This is a genomic window from Stenotrophomonas sp. SI-NJAU-1 (assembly GCF_020883215.1).
GTDB classification, from domain to species: Bacteria; Pseudomonadota; Gammaproteobacteria; order Xanthomonadales; family Xanthomonadaceae; genus Stenotrophomonas; species Stenotrophomonas indicatrix.
Genome location: NZ_CP086598.1, coordinates 1,726,072 through 1,744,728, shown reverse-complemented (window position 1 = coordinate 1,744,728; position 18,657 = coordinate 1,726,072). Strand labels below are relative to the sequence as shown.

Annotated in this window: 18 protein-coding genes; 7 read left to right on the top strand and 11 right to left on the bottom strand. The window is 66.8% G+C overall.

The features are described from left to right. Positions 1 to 24: 24 nt before the first annotated feature. The 3 genes from LMF57_RS08155 (at position 25) to LMF57_RS08145 (ending at position 2,655) form a co-directional block, all read left to right on the top strand. Positions 25 to 621, top strand: a complete 597-nt coding sequence (locus LMF57_RS08155; protein ID WP_033830875.1) for a YigZ family protein — start codon at positions 25 to 27, stop codon at positions 619 to 621. Beyond that, positions 614 to 2,392 (top strand): ABC transporter transmembrane domain-containing protein, encoded by a 1,779-nt coding sequence (locus LMF57_RS08150; protein ID WP_117310147.1) that lies wholly within the window; start codon positions 614 to 616, stop codon positions 2,390 to 2,392. Before LMF57_RS08155 ends, LMF57_RS08150 begins: the two co-directional genes overlap by 8 nt. 68 nt (positions 2,393 to 2,460) lie before the next feature. Beyond that, entirely contained in the window at positions 2,461 to 2,655 is a 195-nt protein-coding gene (locus LMF57_RS08145; RefSeq protein WP_025875144.1) for a hypothetical protein, read from the top strand. Between the two features lie 168 nt (positions 2,656 to 2,823). Here the strand turns inward: LMF57_RS08145 and LMF57_RS08140 are convergent, their stop codons facing one another. From LMF57_RS08140 to LMF57_RS08130, 3 genes are all read right to left on the bottom strand, one after another. Next, positions 2,824 to 3,948, bottom strand: coding sequence for a prephenate dehydrogenase (locus LMF57_RS08140; protein ID WP_080149109.1), 1,125 nt, complete (start codon positions 3,946 to 3,948; stop codon positions 2,824 to 2,826). Beyond that, a complete protein-coding gene (gene pdxY, locus LMF57_RS08135; protein WP_059063846.1) occupies positions 3,945 to 4,853 on the bottom strand; it encodes a pyridoxal kinase in 909 nt (302 codons plus the stop codon). Before pdxY ends, LMF57_RS08140 begins: the two co-directional genes overlap by 4 nt. A gap of 586 nt (positions 4,854 to 5,439) precedes the next feature. After that, on the bottom strand, positions 5,440 to 6,639 hold the full coding sequence (locus LMF57_RS08130; RefSeq protein ID WP_229291182.1) for an MFS transporter: 1,200 nt from the start codon (positions 6,637 to 6,639) through the stop codon (positions 5,440 to 5,442). 73 nt (positions 6,640 to 6,712) lie between these two features. Here LMF57_RS08130 and LMF57_RS08125 point away from each other — a divergent pair, with 73 nt between their 5' ends. After that, positions 6,713 to 7,510: a helix-turn-helix transcriptional regulator gene (locus LMF57_RS08125; RefSeq protein ID WP_105163876.1), complete on the top strand. Its 798-nt coding sequence runs from the start codon at positions 6,713 to 6,715 to the stop codon at positions 7,508 to 7,510. Between the two features lie 99 nt (positions 7,511 to 7,609). On the opposite strand, the gene dnaJ is transcribed toward LMF57_RS08125, so the two are convergent. The 4 genes from dnaJ to hrcA form a co-directional block, all read right to left on the bottom strand. Then, complete coding sequence (gene dnaJ / locus LMF57_RS08120) at positions 7,610 to 8,743, bottom strand: molecular chaperone DnaJ (protein WP_025878872.1); 1,134 nt, start codon at positions 8,741 to 8,743, stop codon at positions 7,610 to 7,612. Positions 8,744 to 8,897: 154 nt separating this feature from the next. Continuing rightward, positions 8,898 to 10,823, bottom strand: coding sequence for a molecular chaperone DnaK (dnaK, locus tag LMF57_RS08115; RefSeq protein ID WP_140225943.1), 1,926 nt, complete (start codon positions 10,821 to 10,823; stop codon positions 8,898 to 8,900). 203 nt (positions 10,824 to 11,026) lie between these two features. Beyond that, the gene (gene grpE / locus LMF57_RS08110; RefSeq protein WP_025878870.1) at positions 11,027 to 11,542 is read right to left on the bottom strand and encodes a nucleotide exchange factor GrpE; all 516 of its coding nucleotides are present in this window, start codon (positions 11,540 to 11,542) and stop codon (positions 11,027 to 11,029) included. Between the two features lie 63 nt (positions 11,543 to 11,605). Beyond that, on the bottom strand, positions 11,606 to 12,670 hold the full coding sequence (hrcA, locus tag LMF57_RS08105) for a heat-inducible transcriptional repressor HrcA (protein WP_025878869.1): 1,065 nt from the start codon (positions 12,668 to 12,670) through the stop codon (positions 11,606 to 11,608). Between the two features lie 115 nt (positions 12,671 to 12,785). Between hrcA and recN the strand changes: the two genes are divergently transcribed. After that, on the top strand, positions 12,786 to 14,447 hold the full coding sequence (gene recN / locus LMF57_RS08100) for a DNA repair protein RecN (RefSeq protein ID WP_032977644.1): 1,662 nt from the start codon (positions 12,786 to 12,788) through the stop codon (positions 14,445 to 14,447). 252 nt (positions 14,448 to 14,699) lie between these two features. On the opposite strand, the gene LMF57_RS08095 is transcribed toward recN, so the two are convergent. Further along, a complete protein-coding gene (locus tag LMF57_RS08095; RefSeq protein WP_208082426.1) occupies positions 14,700 to 15,617 on the bottom strand; it encodes a LysR family transcriptional regulator in 918 nt (305 codons plus the stop codon). 97 nt (positions 15,618 to 15,714) lie between these two features. Between LMF57_RS08095 and LMF57_RS08090 the strand changes: the two genes are divergently transcribed. After that, positions 15,715 to 16,965 (top strand): SGNH/GDSL hydrolase family protein, encoded by a 1,251-nt coding sequence (locus tag LMF57_RS08090; RefSeq protein ID WP_229291181.1) that lies wholly within the window; start codon positions 15,715 to 15,717, stop codon positions 16,963 to 16,965. 63 nt (positions 16,966 to 17,028) lie between these two features. Here the strand turns inward: LMF57_RS08090 and fur are convergent, their stop codons facing one another. Continuing rightward, the gene (fur, locus tag LMF57_RS08085; RefSeq protein ID WP_117310139.1) at positions 17,029 to 17,436 is read right to left on the bottom strand and encodes a ferric iron uptake transcriptional regulator; all 408 of its coding nucleotides are present in this window, start codon (positions 17,434 to 17,436) and stop codon (positions 17,029 to 17,031) included. 103 nt (positions 17,437 to 17,539) lie between these two features. Here fur and bamE point away from each other — a divergent pair, with 103 nt between their 5' ends. Then, positions 17,540 to 17,935 (top strand): outer membrane protein assembly factor BamE, encoded by a 396-nt coding sequence (bamE, locus tag LMF57_RS08080; protein WP_208082424.1) that lies wholly within the window; start codon positions 17,540 to 17,542, stop codon positions 17,933 to 17,935. A 35-nt stretch (positions 17,936 to 17,970) separates the two neighbouring features. Here the strand turns inward: bamE and LMF57_RS08075 are convergent, their stop codons facing one another. After that, entirely contained in the window at positions 17,971 to 18,228 is a 258-nt protein-coding gene (locus LMF57_RS08075) for an RnfH family protein (protein ID WP_080149114.1), read from the bottom strand. 3 nt (positions 18,229 to 18,231) lie between these two features. Further along, the gene (locus LMF57_RS08070; RefSeq protein WP_049468448.1) at positions 18,232 to 18,657 is read right to left on the bottom strand and encodes a type II toxin-antitoxin system RatA family toxin; all 426 of its coding nucleotides are present in this window, start codon (positions 18,655 to 18,657) and stop codon (positions 18,232 to 18,234) included.

Here is an 18,657-nt window from a genome sequence, read left to right as displayed (position 1 = left end):
CGGCAAGCCCGTAGAATGAAGGGAATGCCCGATACCCTCGCCCAACCGGTCAACCACACCCTGGACGTCAAGCACAGCCGCTTCATCGCGCATGCCGCGCCGATCGAGAGCGCGTCTGCGGCGATGGCATTTCTGCAGGACGTGTCGGTAGCCGATGCTACCCACAACTGTTGGGCCTACCGGCACGGCCAGGACTACCGCTCCAGCGATGACGGCGAGCCCGCCGGCACCGCGGGCCGCCCGATCCTGGCCGCCATCGATGGCCAGGGATTCGACCGGGTGATGGTGGTGGTCACCCGCTGGTTCGGCGGCATCAAGCTGGGCGCCGGTGGGCTGGTCCGGGCTTACGGCGGCGCCGCTGCCGAATGCCTGCGCACCGCGCCGCGCCTGCCACTGGTGGCGATGGCGCGGCTGCAGCTGGTCGCTGGATTCGAGGACCTTGGCGCGCTGCATGCGGCGCTGCCGGCCCACGCGGCCGAAAAGCGCGATGAACAGTTCGATGCCAATGGCGTGAGATTGCGGGTGGAATTGCCCGCAGACCAGGTCGACGCATTGAAAATCCGCCTGCGCGACGCCACCCGTGATCGTATCCGTATCCAAGATGACCCCCTCGATGACTGACAAGGACGCACCGGCGACCGGCCCGGCCTCCCCGCCGCTGCGCCGCCTCGGCAGCCTGCGCACACTGTGGCCGTTCGTGCGCCGCCACAGCGGATTGTTCAGCGCCTGGCTGCTGGCCCTGGCCGTTTCTTCGGCGGCAACCCTGAGCCTGCCGCCGGCGGTGAAGCAGATGATCGATCACGGCTTCAGCAGCGGTGGCCAGATCAACCGTGCCTTTGCATTGCTGATGCTGGTCGCTGTGGTGCTGGCGTTGGCGACGGCGGCGCGCTTCTACTTTGTTTCGCTGCTCGGCGAGAAGGTCGTGGCGGATCTGCGCAGCCGGCTGTACGCGCACCTGATCCAGCTTGGCGCCGGCTTCCACGACCGCAGCCGCAGCGGCGAGCTGGTATCGCGCCTGACCGCCGACAGCGAACTGCTGCGCAGCGTGGTCGGCTCGACCATGTCCGTGGCGCTGCGCAGCAGCGTCACCGTGGTCGGCAGCCTGGTGATGTTGTTCGTCACCAGTCCGCGGCTGGCCGCCTGGTCGCTGCTCGGCATCCCGCTGGCGGTGCTGCCGATCATCATCGGCGCGCGCAAGCTGCGCGTTGTCGCCCGCAACAGCCAGGACCGCATCGCCGATGCCAACAGCCTGGCCAGCGAAACGCTGGGGGCCGTGCGTACGGTGCAGGCGCATGCGCGCGAGCCTTATGAACGCGGCCGTTTCGACCATGCGCTGGGCGATGCGATCCGTGCCGCGCGCCGGCGCATCGGCGCGCAGTCGCTGGTGACCGCCAGCGCCATCCTGCTGGTGTTCGGTGCGATTGTCGGGGTGCTGTGGCTGGGCGCGCACGACGTCATCGACGGGCGGCTCAGCGCCGGTACGTTGGGCCAGTTCGTGCTGTACGCACTGATCGGTGGTGGTTCGGTCGGTGCGCTGGCCGAAGTGTGGAACGAACTGCAGCGCGCCTCTGGCGGCATGGGCCGCATCGGCGAGCTGCTGCAGGAAGACATCGAGATCCGTGCGCCGGCCAAGCCGCGTGCGCTGCCACAGCCGCTGCGTGGCGAGATCCATTTCGACGACGTGGTGTTCAACTACCCGCAGCGACCGGACCAGGCCGCGCTGGATCATTTCAACCTGCACGTGCGGCCGGGTGAAACCGTCGCCCTGGTCGGCCCGTCAGGCGCCGGCAAGAGCACGGTGCTGTCGATGCTGCTGCGCTTCCACGATCCGGCAAGCGGCCGCATCTGCGTGGACGGCATCGATGTGCGCGAGGTCGATCCGGCCGAGCTTCGCGCGCAGCTGGCGCTGGTGCCGCAGCAGCCGACATTGTTCGCCTCCAGTGCACGCGACAACATCCGCTATGGTCGGCTGGAGGCCAGTGACGCCGAGGTGGAGGACGCAGCCCGTGCCGCCGAGGCCGACGCCTTCCTGCGTGCGCTGCCAGAGGGCTACGACAGCGAACTGGGCGAGCGCGGTGCCCGCCTGTCCGGTGGCCAGCAGCAGCGCGTGGCGATCGCCCGTGCCTTGCTGAAGGACGCACCGATCCTGCTGCTCGACGAAGCCACCAGCGCGCTGGATGCACAGAGCGAACATGGCGTGCAGCAGGCGCTGGAACGCTTGATGGCGGGACGCACCACGCTGGTCATCGCCCACCGGCTGGCGACCGTACTGAAGGCCGACCGCATCGTGGTGATGGACCATGGCCGTATCGTGGCCGAAGGCACGCATGCGCAGCTGCTGGCTGAAGGCGGCCTGTATGCGGAGCTTGCACGCCTGCAGTTCATCGATTGATGACGGCCGGCTAACACCGGCCGGATCACTCTGGCGACGTAGCGAAGAACCAGTGAAGGAGGCCAGGCATGTCGTTCCGTCAGTTCCCTGCTGTCGACAGCAATGGCGAAAGCCACATCATCATCGAGTTCAAGCCCGAGGCCAGCGGCAGCGGGCATGGCTCCGAAGCGACGCCGCGTTATGAGCTTGATGACGGCCGCCAGCTGGTACGCAACGGCCGCGAGTTCACCACCAGCGGCGGCGAGGTCAGGTTGTCGATCTAGCGATCCACCGCAGAGCCGGGCATGCCCCGGCTCTACTGTTGTTCCGTACAGAAAAAAGGTTGGTCATTTTTTGACCAACCATCTTGACAGCCTTGCACGCCAAGGCCTGCCGCAGGTTATCCACATGTTTGCGCAGAAGCCATCCACACGCCCTGTGGATGAATGGCTTTACGCCAGCACCCGGCCGATCCCGCTGGCATCCACTTCGGCCGCGGCTGCCGCGATAGCCCCTGGCTCACTGCCGGCCACGAAACCGATGCGGAAATGCACTTCGCCGGCGGGCGTGCGCGAGGAGTGGATCGAGGCGAGGCTGATGCCATGCTGCTCGAACACGTTCAGCAGCTCACGCAACGAACCGGCGCGGTCTTCAGGCAGATGCACCGACAGTGCGTTGCGCTCGGTCAGGTCGGCCAGCAGATACCCGACGCGCTCGAAGGTGTAGTTGCCCGCAGCCAGCGCCTGATCGCCGAAGGCACTCCTGTTGGCCTCCAGCAGGTGATCGCGGAACGCGCCCCGCGCAGCATCGTCGCCCTGCCCGACCTGCACCTGCAGCGTCTGCAGCTGGCCGATCAGGCGTTGCAGCATCGGCGCCACATAAGGATTGCCGAACTGGATGTCTTCGTAGATCGCCGGATTCAACGACAGGATGCGCGAGATGATCGCGGTATCCAGTTCGAACGAGGCCGATCGATACGGCAGCATCGCCGCCAGCGTGCCCAGCTGCGGTTGGTACTCGCGCAGCACACCTGCCTGGGCCAGGTGGGTCGCATGCACCATCGCCTGCACCAGCGCCATCATCTGGTCATGGTGCTGCGGGGTGGCGCGCACGCATTCGGCCTGCAGTGCCAGGCACAGCGCGTCCACCCAGGGCCGCCAGTGCTGCAGTCGCGCCTCGCAGACCACCATCACCCGGCCCTTCAGGGTCGGCGCTTTGGGCGGCGCCGTCATCGGATGCAGGCCCACCACTTCGGCGCACGAGGCCAGCATCGCCTGCACCGGCGCTTCCTTCACCGAGGTCACATCCAGCCACAAGCGTTCCTGCTCGCGGCCCGCCGACAGACGCGCGTACTCGGCGATCAACGTGGACGTGTGCCGGATCGGTGCGGAGAACACCAACACGTCGGCCTGTTCCAGCAACTGCTCCGGCGCATGCGAACCCGGATCGGCCGGATCGTGGCCGATCACGCGCACCTGCATGTGCTGTTCGAAGAACCGGGTCAGCCAGCGTCCATAGGCGCCGGCACTACCGACGATGCCGACCGTGCGCGGCGTGCGTTCGTGCAGATCGCTCATGCCAGCCGTTCGGCGCGGAAGCGCATGCCGTCGGCCAGTGCCGCCGGTGCGGCCGCGATCACGTCGAACTCTTCGAAGCCGTGGGCCAAGGTCGCCTCCAGCGCCGCATGGGTGCCGGCGATGGCCCGCGAGATGGCCATCTGCATCGGCTCACCACGCAACAGGAAGGACACCATCAGCGACATCAGCACATCGCCGGTGCCTGCCACATCCACCGGCAGCAGCGGCGAGGTCCAGCGCCAGGTTTCCTCGCGCCCCACAGCCAGCGTCACCAGCTCGCCCGGATTGCCGCCGACGCTGTGTGCCAGCACCCACTGCGGCCCGCGTGCCAGCAGCGCGCGCGAAGCAGCAATGGCATCGGCTTCGGCCAGCGCCGGCATGCCGGTCAGGCGACCGAGTTCGAAGGCATTCGGGGTAACCAGCCATGCATGCGGCAGCAGGCGCTCAGCGAAGATTGCTTCCAGTCCCGGCTCCACGTAGGGGCCAGTGTGGGTATCGCCGATCACCGGGTCCAGGCAGTAGCGCAGCTGCGGACATGCCGGCAGGATCTCGTCCAGCCAATCAGCAAAGGCCGCACCGTTGGCAGCGCTGCCGAAGTAGCCGGAGACCAGCATCTTCGCCCGCTGCGGAAGACCCCGTTCATGCGTGCCGAGCAGCAGATCGGCAAACCAGTCGCTGGGCAGCACACGGCCACGGGTGGTCTCGTAGAACGGCGCATTGCTCAGCAGCGTGGTCGGGATCGAGGCCACGCGCACGCCGAGCGCACGCATCGGGGGCAGCGCGGCGCTGTTGCCGGCATGGCCGTAGACCAGTTGTGATTGGACCGAAATGACATCGATCGGCGAAGGGCCGTCGGGCCGCTGGCGGCGGCCGTGGACCAGGTGGTTGTCGAGGGATTCGCTCATGCCCGCATTCTACGCCCAAGGGGGTTTTCGGCAGGGCTGCGCCCTGCACCTGCAGAGGCAACAGCCACAGCCAAAGCCGAGGCAACAGCAACAGCCGGCTCTGGCTTTTCTCTGGTTTGGCGGGGCGGCATGGGGCTGCAGGACACGCCGTAAACCCATCCATGGGGGCTCGATGGCGCCATCCATGGCGCCAACGGTCCTGCAGCCCCATACCGCCCCGCCCTCGACAGTTTCCCGGTGACGGATGGTGATGGAGCCACGACATGCGTGGATGAATCTCCATCGGAATCGAATATTTCGAATTCGAATCGAAGAGCATCCACGACGTGTCGACCAAGGTCGACACTCACCAACAGCAAGTCATGCCATCCCGACAGATTGCGGAGATCTGTCGAAGGCGGGGTGGGTCCGGTTGCGGGGGCGTGAGCGCCATGGATGGCGCGACCGAGCTTACAGGGACGTACTTGCAGCGTCCCCCGCAACCGGACCCACCCCGCCATCCCACGAAATGCACGCTTTTGCCGTTGCCGTTGCCGTTGCTCTGGCATCTGCTGGTGCAGGGCGCAGCCCTGCCGAAGAACACCCCTCAGTGCGCAGCAGGCCTGGACGGCGGCAGCCAGGCCGCGACGATGCCCAGCAACGGCAGGAACGCGGTCAGCTGGTAGACGAATTCGATGCTGGTCCTGTCAGCCAGCAGACCGAGCACTGCTGCGCCGAGGCCGCCCATGCCGAAGGCAAAGCCAAAGAACAGTCCGGACACCATGCCGATGCGGTGCGGCATCATTTCCTGCGCATAGACCACGATCGCCGAGAAGGCCGAAGACAGCACGAAACCGATCAGCACCGCCAGCACCGTCGTCCACAGCAGGTCGGCATGCGGCAGCATCAGCGCGAACGGTGCCACGCCCAGGATCGAGGCCCAGATGATCGGCTTGCGACCGATACGATCGCCCAGCGGCCCGCCAAAGAATCCACCCGCGGCGGACGCCACCAGGAAGGCGAACAGATGCAGCTGCGCCTGCGCCACCGGAATGCCGAAATGATGCATCAGGTAGAAGGTGAAGTAGCTGCCGATGCTGGCCATGTAGAAGTACTTGCTGAAGATCAGCACCAGCAGGATGGCCAGCACCCGGGCGATCGTGCGCGGCGGATGGCGCGCGGCAGTCGCACCGTGGGCTGGTGGCCGGGGCGCGCCCAGATGCAGCGAATACCAGCGACCGACATAGGTCAGCAGCGCGATGCCGATCAACGCTGCACCGGCAAACCATGATGCGGCATGCTGGCCATGGGGCACGATCACCGCTGCGGCGATCAGCGGCCCCAGCGCCGTGCCGAAGTTGCCTCCCACCTGGAATACCGACTGCGCCAAGCCATGACGGCCGCCGGAGGCGAGGCGTGCGATGCGCGAGGCTTCCGGATGGAAGATGGCCGAACCGATACCGACCAGCGCGGCGGCCAGCAGCACCATCGCGTAGTTGGGCGCAAAGCCGAGCAGCAGCATGCCGCACAAGGTCGAGGCCATGCCAATCGGCAGCGAGTACGGGGCCGGCCGGCGGTCGGTGGCAAGGCCGACCAGCGGCTGGAAGATCGAGGCGGTGAGCTGGTAGGTCAGCGTGATCAGGCCGATCTGGGTGAAGCTGAGATTGAAGCCGCCCTTGATCACCGGATAGATGGCCAGGATCAGCGACCGCATCATGTCGTTGACCATGTGCGAGCTGGAGATTGCCGCCAGCACTCCTGGCGATACGGGGCGGGCGGATACGGCGGGAGAAGCCAGAGTCGACATTGCGCACGGTCAGGATGGGGGCGAGCCGTGCATGCTACGGTGGCCACCCGCTCCCTTCTGCCGCGTTCTGGTCATGGCCTATCGCAAAAAGGACACCCCCTGTCCCATCCGCGAAACCGCGCCGTGGAACGAGGTGCCGGTGCATCGCCCGGTCACCTGCCGCGCACGCGACTACCGCGCCGGCACCCACATCGCGGCGCACAAGCACCGGCGGCACCAGCTGGTCTATTCCATGTCCGGGCTGATGGTGGTGCGCTCGGAGGTCGGCCGCTGGGTGGTGCCCTCCACCCGCGCCATCTGGATGCCGGCGGGCATGGCGCATGCGGTGGACTGCATCGCCGAGGTGCACATGCGCAGCCTGTACATCGAACCGTCATTCGCCCCGCAGCTGCCCGCCGAGCCCTTCGCCGTGCAGGTTGCCCCCCTGCTGCGCGAACTGCTGCAGGCAGCCATCCTGATCGACGGGCCGCATGAAGAAGACAGCCGCGATGGCCGCGTGGTGCGGCTGATGCTCGACGAACTGCACCGCATGGACGTACTGCCGTTGCACCTGCCCGAGCCCGTCGACCCGCGCCTGCACAGGATCTGCCAGCACATCCAGAAACATCCCGGCGACGAGGCGACCCTGCAGGACTGGGCGCAGGCGTTGGCGATCGACGTGAAAACCATCCAGCGCCACTTCGCCAGCGAACTGGGCATGACCTTCGGCCAGTGGCGGCAGCAGGCGCGCCTGCTGGCCGCGATGGAACGGCTGGCCCGCGGCGAGAAGGTGATCGATGTTGCGCTGGCGATGGGTTATGACAGCCCCAGTGCCTTCACCAGCATGTTCAAACGGCAGCTGGGGCAGACGCCTGCGGCGTTTTTCCGTTGATCCGTCGCACTGCGTCCACGCATGGCACGGATCTGCTGCGCCGGAAACGAAAACGCCGGGCATGGCCCGGCGCTGTCGTTCAACATTTCCCTCAAGGGATCAGGACGTCATCCGGTCCCAGAAGCCCTTGACGCCGTCGATGAAGGTCGCCGACTTCGGCGAATGCTTGCGCGCATCCTCGCCGTTGAAGGTGGCTTCGAACTGCTCAAGCAGTTTGCGCTGGTCGCTGGTGAGGTTGACCGGTGTCTCCACCACAACGCGGCAGTACAGGTCACCCTCGCTGCGGCTGCGCACCGAACGCACGCCCTTGCCGCGCAGGCGGAACAGCTTGCCGGTCTGGGTCTCGGCCGGGATACGGATTTCCGCTTCACCACCGAGGGTGGCCACGCGCACGGTATCGCCCAGTGCGGCCTGCGAAATGCGGATCGGCACTTCGCAGTGCAGGTCGTCACCGTCGCGCTGGAAGATGTGGTGCTCGCGCACGCGCACTTCCACGTACAGATCGCCCGGTGGCGTCCCCGCAGGGCCGGCCTCGCCCTCACCCGCCAGGCGGATGCGGTCGCCGGTATCCACGCCCGCCGGCACCTTCACCGACAGCACCTTGTCTTCTTCGACACGGCCGTTGCCGTGGCAGGTCTTGCAGGGCTTGGCGATGATCTGGCCACGGCCACCACAGTTGTGGCAGGCCTGCTGCATGGCGAAGATGCCGCGCTGGATGCGCACCTGGCCACGACCATGGCAGACGTTGCAGGTCTCGACCTTGCCGTCTTCCGAGCCGCTGCCATCGCAGTCGCCGCATTCGGCCAGGGTCGGAATCTCGATGCGGCGCTCGACGCCACGCACCGCTTCTTCCAGGTCCAGCTCCATCACGTAACCGATGTCGGCGCCGCGACGCGCCTGGCGCGGGCCACCACCGCCGGCACCACCAAAGATGTTGCCGAAGATGTCGCCGAAAATATCGTTCATGTCCGGGCCGCCCGGACCACCGCCACCACCGCCCATGCCGTGTTCGAACGCGGCATGGCCATGGCTGTCGTACATGCGGCGCTTGTTGCCGTCGGACAGGACTTCGTAGGCTTCCTTGCACTCTTTGAAGGAGGCTTCGGCCGCCGCATCACCCGGGTTGCGGTCCGGGTGGAACTTCATCGCGCAACGGCGGTAGGACTTCTTCAGTTCTTCGTCGGTGGCGGTGCGGGCAACGCCCAGCACTTCGTAGTAATCGCGCTTGCTCATATCGTGGATCGCATTCCGGAAAGTCGGGATTCGTCAAAGCGGAAGAGCGGAACCAGGTCCGCTCTTGCGTCGGGCGCCCCGACACGCCAGAGGGCGGTCAGGACCCTGGTACGACGACGGGACGCTGGCAACCAGCGTCCCGTGTCGGTCCGGATCAGGACTTCTTGTCGTCCTTGACTTCGGTGAACTCGGCGTCCACCACGTCATCCTGCGCCTTGCCCGCATTGCCGGCGTCGGCACCCGGGGCGGCACCGCCCTGGTCGGCCGAAGCCGCAGCGAACAGCGACTGGCCAGCTTCTTCCAGCACCTTCGACTTGGCTTCGATCTGCGCCTTGTCGTCACCCTTCATCGCGGTTTCCAGATCGGCCAGGGCCGCTTCCACCTTGCCGATCACGTCGCCACCAACCTTGCTGCCGTGCTCGGTGATCGCGCTGCGGGTGCCGTGGATCAGGGCATCGGCCTGGTTGCGGGCCTGCACCAGCTCCTGGAACTTCTTGTCTTCTTCGCGGTTGGCTTCCGCGTCGGCGACCATGCGTGCGATCTCTTCCTCGGACAGACCCGAACCGGCCTTGATCTCGACCTTCTGTTCCTTGTTGGTCTTCTTGTCCTTGGCCGACACGTGCAGGATGCCGTTGGCGTCGATGTCGAAGGACACTTCCACCTGCGGCAGGCCGCGCGGGGCCGGCTCGATGCCGGACAGGTCGAACTTGGCCAGCGACTTGTTGAAGCGGGCCTGTTCGCGCTCACCCTGCAGCACGTGCACGGTCACGGCCGACTGGTTGTCCTCGGCGGTGGAGAACACCTGCGAGGCCTTGGTCGGGATGGTGGTGTTCTTTTCGATGATCTTGGTGAACACACCGCCCATGGTTTCGATGCCCAGCGACAGCGGGGTCACGTCCAGCAGCAGCACGTCCTTGACGTCGCCACCCAGCACGCCGCCCTGGATCGCAGCACCCAGTGCCACCGCTTCGTCCGGGTTGACGTCCTTGCGCGGTTCCTTGCCGAAGAACTCGGTGACAGCCTGCTGCACCTTCGGCATGCGGGTCTGGCCGCCGACCAGGATCACTTCGCTGATGTCGCTCGAACGCAGGCCGGCGTCATTCAACGCAACGCGGCACGGCTCGATCGACTTCCTGATCAGCTCTTCCACCAGCGATTCCAGCTTGGCGCGGGTCAGCTTGATGTTCAGGTGCTTCGGACCCGACGCGTCAGCGGTGACGTACGGCAGGTTCACTTCGGTCTGCTGGGCGCTGGACAGTTCGATCTTGGCGCGCTCGGCAGCATCCTTCAGGCGCTGCAGGGCCAGCGGGTCCTTGCGCAGGTCGATGCCCTGGTCCTTGTTGAACTCTTCAACCAGGTACTCGATGACGCGGTTGTCGAAGTCTTCGCCACCCAGGAAGGTGTCGCCGTTGGTGGCCAGCACTTCGAACTGCTTCTCGCCGTCGACATTGGCGATCTCGATCACCGAGACGTCGAAGGTGCCGCCGCCCAGGTCGTAGACAACGATCTTGCGATCCTTGTTGTCGCCCTTGTCCAGGCCATAGGCCAGCGCGGCCGCGGTCGGCTCGTTGATGATGCGCTTGACGTCCAGGCCGGCGATGCGGCCAGCGTCCTTGGTTGCCTGGCGCTGGCTGTCGTTGAAGTAGGCCGGCACGGTGATGACCGCTTCGGTGACCTTCTCACCGAGGAAGTCCTCGGCGGTCTTCTTCATCTTCTCCAGCACCTTGGCCGAGATTTCCTGCGGTGCCATCTTCTTGGCATCGCTGGTGGCCACCCAGGCATCGCCATTGTCATGGGCCAGGATGCTGTACGGGACGTGCGCGATGTCCTTCTGCACTTCGGCGTCGGTGAACTTGCGGCCGATCAGGCGCTTCACCGCGTAGAAGGTGTTCTTCGGGTTGGTCACGGCCTGGCGCTTGGCCGAGGCACCGACCAGGACTTCGCCGTCCTTGGTGTAGGCGACGATCGACGGGGTGGTGCGATCGCCTTCCGAATTTTCGATGACGCGGGCCTTGCCGCCGTCCATGATCGCCACGCACGAGTTGGTGGTGCCGAGGTCGATACCAATGATCTTGCCCATGGGGGAGACTCCTTGAAGGATGTTGTTTTTGTCAGTCCGGCCGTTCGGCCGGTGGATGAATGGGATGTGGGGGAGGCTCGTGGAACATTCAAGCCATCCCCCGAACGCTGTGTTTCCGTTCGCCCAACACGTTCAGCGTCGGTCGTGCCGATGCCCCGGTCGCGGCGGGAAAACCCGCGCCAGGCCAGGCCCGGCGCCGGCGGTCAATCGGCGGCAACCACCACCAGCGCCGGCCGCAGCAGGCGCTCGTTGAGCAGGTAGCCCTTCTGGAACACGGTCACCACGCTGCCCGGGGCGGCGCCGGGGGCAGCGACCTGGCTGATCGCCTGGTGGTGTTCCGGGTTGAACGGCTGCCCGGTCGGGTCCAGCAGCACCAGGCCGTTGTCACCAGCGACCTTCAGCAGCTGCTTGTAGGTCAGCTCCAGCCCCTCGCGAAGCGGATGGGCATCGTCGCCGGCGGCCTTGAGGCCGGCATCAAGGCTGTCGAATACCGGCAGCAGTTCGCCCAGCAGCTTCTCGTTGGCGAACTTGCGCGCCTGTTCGATGTCGCGGGCCACGCGCTTGCGCTGGTTGTCGAGGTCGGCGCGCTCACGCAGCGCTTCGGCCTTGACCTGCTCCACTTCGGCACGGAGCTGTTCGATCTGTTCGTTGACGCCCTCGGCGGCAGCTGCGTCGGCGGCGGCCTGCTGGGCGGCGATGTCTGGCTGATCTTGATTCATGTCTGGGTCCCTGGCGGTCACTCTCCGCCTCCACCCACCCTAGTGTGGGCGGGATGCTGCGTTTCAAGCGTCCGATGCACCCGGAGTTCGCCCGCCCGGCGAAAAGGCCGCGCCGAGCACATCGGCGGTGGCCTGGACCAGCGGAATCATGCGGTCGTAGGCCATCCGCTTCGGCCCGATCACGCCCAGCACGCCCAGTACCTGGCCGTTGGCGGTGTACGGCGCGGTGACCAGCGAGACGCCCTGCAGGGGTACCACGCCGGTTTCCTCGCCGATGAAGATGCGCACGCCGGGGGCCTGGATGGTCCGCTCCAGCAGCTGCAGGATCTCGCGCTTGCTGGAAAACAGCTCGAACAGCTCGCGCAGGCGCTCCAGGTCGGACAGGTCCTGCACCCCCATCAGACGCGTCTGGCCGGCCACCAGCATGTCGTCGGCCGGCGGCTGCAGGGCCTGCTCGGCCAGCTCGACGCTGTGCGCCAGCACCTGTTCCAGCTCGGAACGGGCGTCGCGCAGCTCCAGCAGCAGGCGGGTACGGATCTCGGCCAGGGGCAGCCCGGCAAAGTGGGCATTGAGGTAGTTGGCCACCTGCTCCAGCTGCCCCGGTGCGAAGTCCTGGCGGGTCTCGATCACCCGGTTCTGCACTTCATTGTCGGCAAACACCAGGATCGCCAGCACCCGGCGCCCGTCCAGCGCCACGAAGTCGATCTGGCGGAAGGCGAACTGCTCGCGGCGCGGCGCGCTGACCACGCCCACGAAGTGGCTCATCGCCGACAGCAGCTCCGACGCACTGCCGAGCAGCGCCTGGGTACTGCCGCCCCCGGCCAGCTCCTGACGCAGCCGGGCCAGCTCGCCTTCGCCCGGTGGCTGCATCTGCAACAGGCTGTCGACGAACACCCGGTAGCCATGCGCGGTTGGAATCCGGCCCGCCGACGTATGCGGCGAGGCCAGCAGGCCCAGGTCTTCCAGGTCACCGAGGATGTTGCGGATGGTGGCCGGACTGACCTCCAGGCCGGCCACGCGCGCCAGCGTCTGCGAACCCACGGGCTCGCCATCCTGGATGTAGCGCGCGATCAGCGTGCGCAGCAGGTGCCGCGCGCGCGGGGCAAGTTGGTCGGGAGAACCGTGCATGGAATCAACCTGTGAGACAGGGACATTAGATAATGGCGGCGCATCCCCTTGGCAAGTCATTGGACGACCCCGCCGCGCGTGCTAGCGTTGCGCGGCTGCAGACACCCCCTTACCCATGCTCAGACATCTTTCAATCAAGGATTTCGCCGTCGTCCGCGCCACCGAACTGGAGTTCGGGCCGGGCATGACCGTGGTTTCAGGCGAGACCGGCGCGGGCAAATCGCTGATGGTCGACGCCCTGGGCTTCCTGTCCGGCCTGCGCGCCGACAGCGGCGTGGTCCGCCATGGCGCGGCCCGGGCCGAACTGTCGGCCGAATTCGCGCTGGACCAGCTGCAGGCCGCCCGCCAGTGGCTGGCCAGCAATGAGCTGGACGATGAAGACCAATGCCAGCTGCGCCGCGTGATCCGCGCCGACGGCGGCTCGCGCTCGTGGATCAACGGCCGCCCGGTCACCCTGGCGCAGCTGGCCGACCTCGCCGGCCTGCTGGTGGAGATCCATGGCCAGCATGAGCAGCAGGCCCTGCTGACGCGTCCGTCGCAGCTGGCCCTGCTGGACGCCTATGCCCGCAACGAAAGCGAACGCCGCCAGGTGCGCCGCGCTGCCGCCACCTGGCAGGCGCTGGTCGATGAATCCCTGGCACTTTCGCAACAGGGCGACGTGAGTGACCGCATCGGCTTCCTCGAACATCAGCTGCGCGAACTGGACCGCGAGGATCTGGAGCCGGAGTCGATCACCGCGCTCGGCGCCAGCCATCGCCGTCAGGCGCATGCCAGCGCCCTGTTGGCCGCCTGCCAGGCAGCTTCGGACCAGCTCAACGGCGACGAAGGCCACTCGGCGCTGGACCTGCTGCAGCAGGTGCGGCATGAACTGGCCAGGGTGGCCGAACATGACCCGCGGCTGGGCGATGTCGATGCATTGATCGACAGCGCCTCCATCCAGCTGCACGAGGCTTTGGCCCTGCTCGACCGGGTGCATGACGACCTGGACGCCGATCCGGACCAGTTCGAGGAAAACGAGCGCCGCCTCGGCCGCCTGCACGACCTGGCCCGCAAGCACCGCGTGCCGATGGATGAGCTGGGTGCGCAGCGTGAGCGCATGCACGCCGAAGTGGAACAGCTGCGCGGCGCCGACGAGCGCCTGCAGCGTCTGGCCGGCGAAATTGAAAAGGCCGCAGCGGCCTGGCGTGTCGAGGCTGCAGCACTGACCACCAGCCGCCGCACCGCTGCTGCCGAGCTGTCGGCCACCACCACCGGCATCATTGCCGAGCTGGGCATGGGCGGCGGCCAGTTCCTGATCGAGCTGGAGCCGCAGGACAACGGCAAGCCGGACCCGCAGGGCGCCGAGCGCGTCGAGTTCCTGGTAGCAGCCAATGCCGGCCAGCCACCGCGTGCGCTGCGCAAGGTCGCTTCCGGTGGCGAGCTGTCACGTATTTCACTGGCCATCGAAGTGGCCGCGCTCGACCTGGATGCAGTGCCGACCATGGTGTTCGACGAAGTCGACTCCGGCATCGGTGGCGCGGTGGCCGATATCGTCGGCCAGAAGCTGCGTGCCCTCGGCGAAAAGCGCCAGGTGCTGTGCGTGACCCATCTGCCGCAGGTTGCCTCCAAGGGCCACGCCCATTACCGGGTCAGCAAGGCACCGGTGGAAGGCATGACCCAGAGCGCAGTGGAGAAGCTCGACGCAAAGGCCCGCGAGGAAGAGCTGGCGCGCATGCTGGGTGGCGTGGAAGTGAGCAAGGAAGCCCGCGCCGCCGCGCGCAAGCTGCTGCAGGTGTAGGCACCTGCACGCCTGTTGGCGCGCGTGAATCGCGGCCATTCATCCACGCATGGCGTGGATCTACTGCAGGCCTGACACCTGGTAGTGCCGGCCGCTGGCCGGCAACCCAACGCACGTGGACGAGGACCTGGTAGTGCCGGCCGCTGGCCGGCAACACGACGCACGCGGACGAAGACCTGGTAGTGCCGGCCGCTGGCCGGCAACCCGACGCACGTGGACGAAGATCATGACGCTGCCGGCCAGCGGCCGGCACTACCCCCGCGGCTGCGTCAGGTCGACGTTCTCCACCAGGAAATCAAGGAACGCGCGCACCCGCAGCGGCAGGTAGCCCCCCTGCCCCAGGAACACCGCGTGCACCTCTTCCAGGTCGCCCGGGTTGGCGTCCTCCAGCACCGGCAGCAACCGGCCTGCCGCGATGTCGGCCTGCACCTGGAACGCCGCCAGCCGGGCCAGGCCCAGCCCACCCAGCACCAGCTGACGCAGCGCGTCGCCATTGCTGGCGCGCGCATTCCCGCTCGGCAGTACCCGCTGCTGCTGGCCATCCTGCAGCAGCGGCCAGCCCTGCACCGACCGTGCATGGCCGATATCCAACCGGTTGTGCGCCAGCAGCGCATCGGCATTGGCCGGCAGTCCGTGTCGTGCCGCATAGGCCGGTGCCGCCACGATCATCATCCGCGTTGCACCCAGCCGGCGCGCGACCAGGCTGGAACTCTTCAACGGACCGGCCCGCACCGCCACGTCCGTGCGCTGCTCCAGCAGATCGATCACCTCGTCGGTCAGCGTCAGGTCCACACCGACCTGCGGGTGACGCTGCAGGAAGTCTGGCAGCAGTGGCAGCAGGAAGTGCTGGCCGAACGGCACGTTGGCATTGACCCGCAGCCGCCCGCGCGGCTCGGCGTGGGCGCTGGCACAGCGTTCGGCCTCTTCCAGATCGGCCAGCACCCGCAGGCCGCGCTCATAGAACGCGCAGCCCTCCGGGGTCAGCTGCAACTGGCGGGTGGAGCGCTGCAGCAGACGCGTGCCCAGCCGTTGCTCCAGCCGCGCAACCAGCTTGCTGACCGCCGACGGTGTCATCTCCAGGCTGCGGGCGGCGGCGGAAAAGCCGCCGGTTTCGATCACCCGTACGAACACTTCCAGTTCGCCGGATCGGTTGATGTCGGTGCGTGCCATACCAATGAATTCGATTCACAGATGATTATCCGTGCGCAGTCTAGTTCACAGATGACCCCGGACGCACCATGGCCGTCCCTGCCACCGGGTCATTTCGATGAATCGCCTGAGCCAACTGACCGCCACCGCCCTGCTTGCCCTGTCCGGCGCCGCCACTGCGTCACCCGCCCCGCACTGGGTCGCCAGCTGGCAGGCCAGCCCGCAGCCGGTGTGGGGCAGCGATTTCCTGTTTCCTACCCTCATTCCCGGCCAACTGCAGGACCAGACCTTCCGCCAGAGCGCTCGCATCAGCCTGGGCGGGTCGCGCCTGCGGGTCCGGTTGAGCAATGCCTATGGTACCCAGCCGTTGCGCATCGGCGCTGCCAGCGTGGCCGCGCATGCGGGCGGCACGCCGCAACCGCTGCGCTTCGACGGCCAGCCCGGAGTCGTGATTGCGCCCGGGCAGGACCGCCTGAGCGATCCGCTCCCCCTTCCCACCGCTGATCGGCAGGCGGTGCAGGTCAGCGTTTACCTGCCCGACCGCACGCCGCTGCAGACCTTCCATTGGGAAGGGCGGCAGACCAGTTGGATTGCGCGAGGCGACCAGCATCAACGGCCGGCGCTGCACGACGCCAGCAGCACCACGGCCCGCCTGCTCCTGTCGGCTATCGACGTCGAGGTCCCGGCCATCGCGCGCAGCGTGGTGGTGATCGGCGATTCAATCACCGATGGCGCCACCGCCAGCCTCGACCAGGACCAGCGCTGGACCGATCACCTCGCCGCGCGGCTGGCACCTGAAGGTGTAGCGGTGGTCAATGCCGGCATATCCGGCGGTCGCCTGCTGCGCGATGGCATGGGCGAATCGGCCCGCAGGCGTTTCCAGCGTGACGTGCTCGACCAGCCAGGCGTCGCCAGTGTGATCGTGCTGATCGGCATCAACGACATCAGCTGGCCGGGCACGGCCTTTGCCCGCACGCAAGCCAGGCCCAGCCTGGCCGAACTGCAGGCCGGCTACCGCGATCTGGCCCAGCGCGCCCATGCGCGCGGCCTGCGCATCCTCGGCGCGACCCTGACGCCGTTTGCCGGCGCCCTGCCCGGCACCCCGCTGGACGACTACTACGCCGCGGACAAGGACACCCTGCGCCAGCAGCTCAACGCCTGGCTGCGCACGGACAGCCCGTTCGACGCGGTGATCGACCTCGACGCGGCCCTGCGCGATCCGGCCGATCCCTCACGGATGGCGGCTGCCTACGACTCAGGCGACCACCTGCACCCGGGCGATGCGGGGAACCGGGCGATGGCCGAGGCGGTGGATCTGGACGTCCTGATGGGGCCATCCACGCATCGCGTGGATCTACCGCGACGCTGAGGCCAGACAAACAAAAACCCCGGGCATGCCCGGGGTTTCGTCGCAATCAGCTGGCTGCGGGGCTTACTTGCGCTTCTTGCGCACGTACAGCACCAGCGAGTGTTCTTCCAGCTCGTAGCCGTGATCGGCAGCGATCTTGCGCTGCAGGTCTTCGATCTCAGTGCTTTCGAACTCGATGATCTTGCCGCTGTCCACATCGACCATGTGGTCATGGTGGCCGCCGCGGTCGAGTTCGTAGACGGCCTGGCCGCCTTCGAAATTGTGCTTGAGCACGAGGCCGGCGGCCTCGAACTGGGTCAGCACCCGGTACACCGTGGCCAGGCCGATCTCGTCGCCATGCTCCAGCAGCTGGCGGTAGATGTCTTCGGCGGTCATGTGGTGCTGGGCACTGCGCTGCTCGAGCAGCGCCAGGATCCGCATCCGCGGATGGGTCACCTTCAGGCCGACTTTACGCAGGTCGTGGGTTTCCATAGGTCTCCGTTCATTGGCGATTTAGCGCCAGCTGCCTCGGATTGGGTCGCGGTGGCACGCCGGGAGTGTATCATCGGATTGATTTCCCCAACCGCCAGTCCCGATGCGCAATCTCCTGTTGGTCGCCGCCGTCGCCTTGTCCACCACCGGGTGCGGCATCATCTACAAGCAACCCATCTACCAGGGCAACCTGATCCGGGAAGATGCCGTGGCCAAGCTGCAGGTCGGGCAGAGCAAGCAGCAGGTCAACGCCCTGCTGGGCACCCCATCGGTGCCGGACCCGTTCCACGCCCAGCGCTGGGACTACACCTCGACCGAGCGCGTGAACCGCCTGGGCCGTACCGACGTGAAGAATTTTGTCGTGCACTTCGAAAATGATGTGGTCACCCGTTGGGAAGGCGATTACTTCCCGGCCAACGACAAGGCCCTTGCCCAGCAGACCGTGCGCCAGTTCGGCCGCAATCTGCCGAAGGACAAGAAGAAGAAGGGCGGCCGCTGAGCCACCCTGCCCGTCCTCCGGGACGGGCCTGGGGATCATCCGCCGCGCGCGCGACGCCGGCGGTTGTCCTTGGGGTCGGCCTGCAGCACGCGCAGCAGCTCGACACGATCGCCATCCAGCAGCACCTGCTGCGGTCGCGCCAGTACGCCATGCACGGCGGCGGCCGGACAGTCGGCACTGCCTTCTAGCCCGGCCGTTGCTATCGCATCAGCCACGGTCGTCCCTTCGTCCAGCTGCAACCGGCGCGACAGCACCCGCTGTGGCCAAGCCAGCACGACCTCGACCTCGATCATCGTTCAGTCCTCGTCGGCAACGCGGACGAAATCGTTGACCATGCGATCGGCCAATCCCTGGAAGCCGATGGCCAGCGCCGGACCCAGCAGGCGTGAACTCGGCTCGAAGTCCAAGGTGAGGGTGACCTTGCAGGCATCTTCGGCCAGGGCATGGAATTCCCAGCGGCCATGCAGTTGCTTGAACGGCCCCTCGCGCAGCTGCATGTCGATGCTGTGCGGGCGGTGCAGGGTGTTTTCGGTCTGGAACCAGGTGCTGAACGAACCCAGGCCCAGGTCCAGGCGAGCGACCAGCCGGTCTTCGCCCTGCTCGACGATGCGGGCATCGGAGCACCAGCGGAAGCGGCGCGGATAGGCCTGGACATCGTTGACCAGATCGAACATGCGCGCGGCCGAATGTTCGACCAGGGCACTGCGGCGGATAGTAGGCAT

Excerpts from the sequence above, each read along its gene's own strand:
- LMF57_RS08155 (WP_033830875.1), top strand. The coding sequence starts at position 25 with ATGCCCGATACCCTCGCCCAACCGGTCAACCACACCCTGGACGTCAAG.
- LMF57_RS08150 (WP_117310147.1), top strand. The coding sequence starts at position 614 with ATGACTGACAAGGACGCACCGGCGACCGGCCCGGCCTCCCCGCCGCTG.
- LMF57_RS08145 (WP_025875144.1), top strand. The coding sequence starts at position 2,461 with ATGTCGTTCCGTCAGTTCCCTGCTGTCGACAGCAATGGCGAAAGCCAC.
- LMF57_RS08140 (WP_080149109.1), bottom strand. The coding sequence starts at position 3,948 with ATGAGCGATCTGCACGAACGCACGCCGCGCACGGTCGGCATCGTCGGT.
- pdxY (WP_059063846.1), bottom strand. The coding sequence starts at position 4,853 with ATGAGCGAATCCCTCGACAACCACCTGGTCCACGGCCGCCGCCAGCGG.
- LMF57_RS08130 (WP_229291182.1), bottom strand. The coding sequence starts at position 6,639 with ATGTCGACTCTGGCTTCTCCCGCCGTATCCGCCCGCCCCGTATCGCCA.
- LMF57_RS08125 (WP_105163876.1), top strand. The coding sequence starts at position 6,713 with ATGGCCTATCGCAAAAAGGACACCCCCTGTCCCATCCGCGAAACCGCG.
- dnaJ (WP_025878872.1), bottom strand. The coding sequence starts at position 8,743 with ATGAGCAAGCGCGATTACTACGAAGTGCTGGGCGTTGCCCGCACCGCC.
- dnaK (WP_140225943.1), bottom strand. The coding sequence starts at position 10,823 with ATGGGCAAGATCATTGGTATCGACCTCGGCACCACCAACTCGTGCGTG.
- grpE (WP_025878870.1), bottom strand. The coding sequence starts at position 11,542 with ATGAATCAAGATCAGCCAGACATCGCCGCCCAGCAGGCCGCCGCCGAC.
- hrcA (WP_025878869.1), bottom strand. The coding sequence starts at position 12,670 with ATGCACGGTTCTCCCGACCAACTTGCCCCGCGCGCGCGGCACCTGCTG.
- recN (WP_032977644.1), top strand. The coding sequence starts at position 12,786 with ATGCTCAGACATCTTTCAATCAAGGATTTCGCCGTCGTCCGCGCCACC.
- LMF57_RS08095 (WP_208082426.1), bottom strand. The coding sequence starts at position 15,617 with ATGGCACGCACCGACATCAACCGATCCGGCGAACTGGAAGTGTTCGTA.
- LMF57_RS08090 (WP_229291181.1), top strand. The coding sequence starts at position 15,715 with ATGAATCGCCTGAGCCAACTGACCGCCACCGCCCTGCTTGCCCTGTCC.
- fur (WP_117310139.1), bottom strand. The coding sequence starts at position 17,436 with ATGGAAACCCACGACCTGCGTAAAGTCGGCCTGAAGGTGACCCATCCG.
- bamE (WP_208082424.1), top strand. The coding sequence starts at position 17,540 with ATGCGCAATCTCCTGTTGGTCGCCGCCGTCGCCTTGTCCACCACCGGG.
- LMF57_RS08075 (WP_080149114.1), bottom strand. The coding sequence starts at position 18,228 with ATGATCGAGGTCGAGGTCGTGCTGGCTTGGCCACAGCGGGTGCTGTCG.
- LMF57_RS08070 (WP_049468448.1), bottom strand. The coding sequence starts at position 18,657 with ATGCCTACTATCCGCCGCAGTGCCCTGGTCGAACATTCGGCCGCGCGC.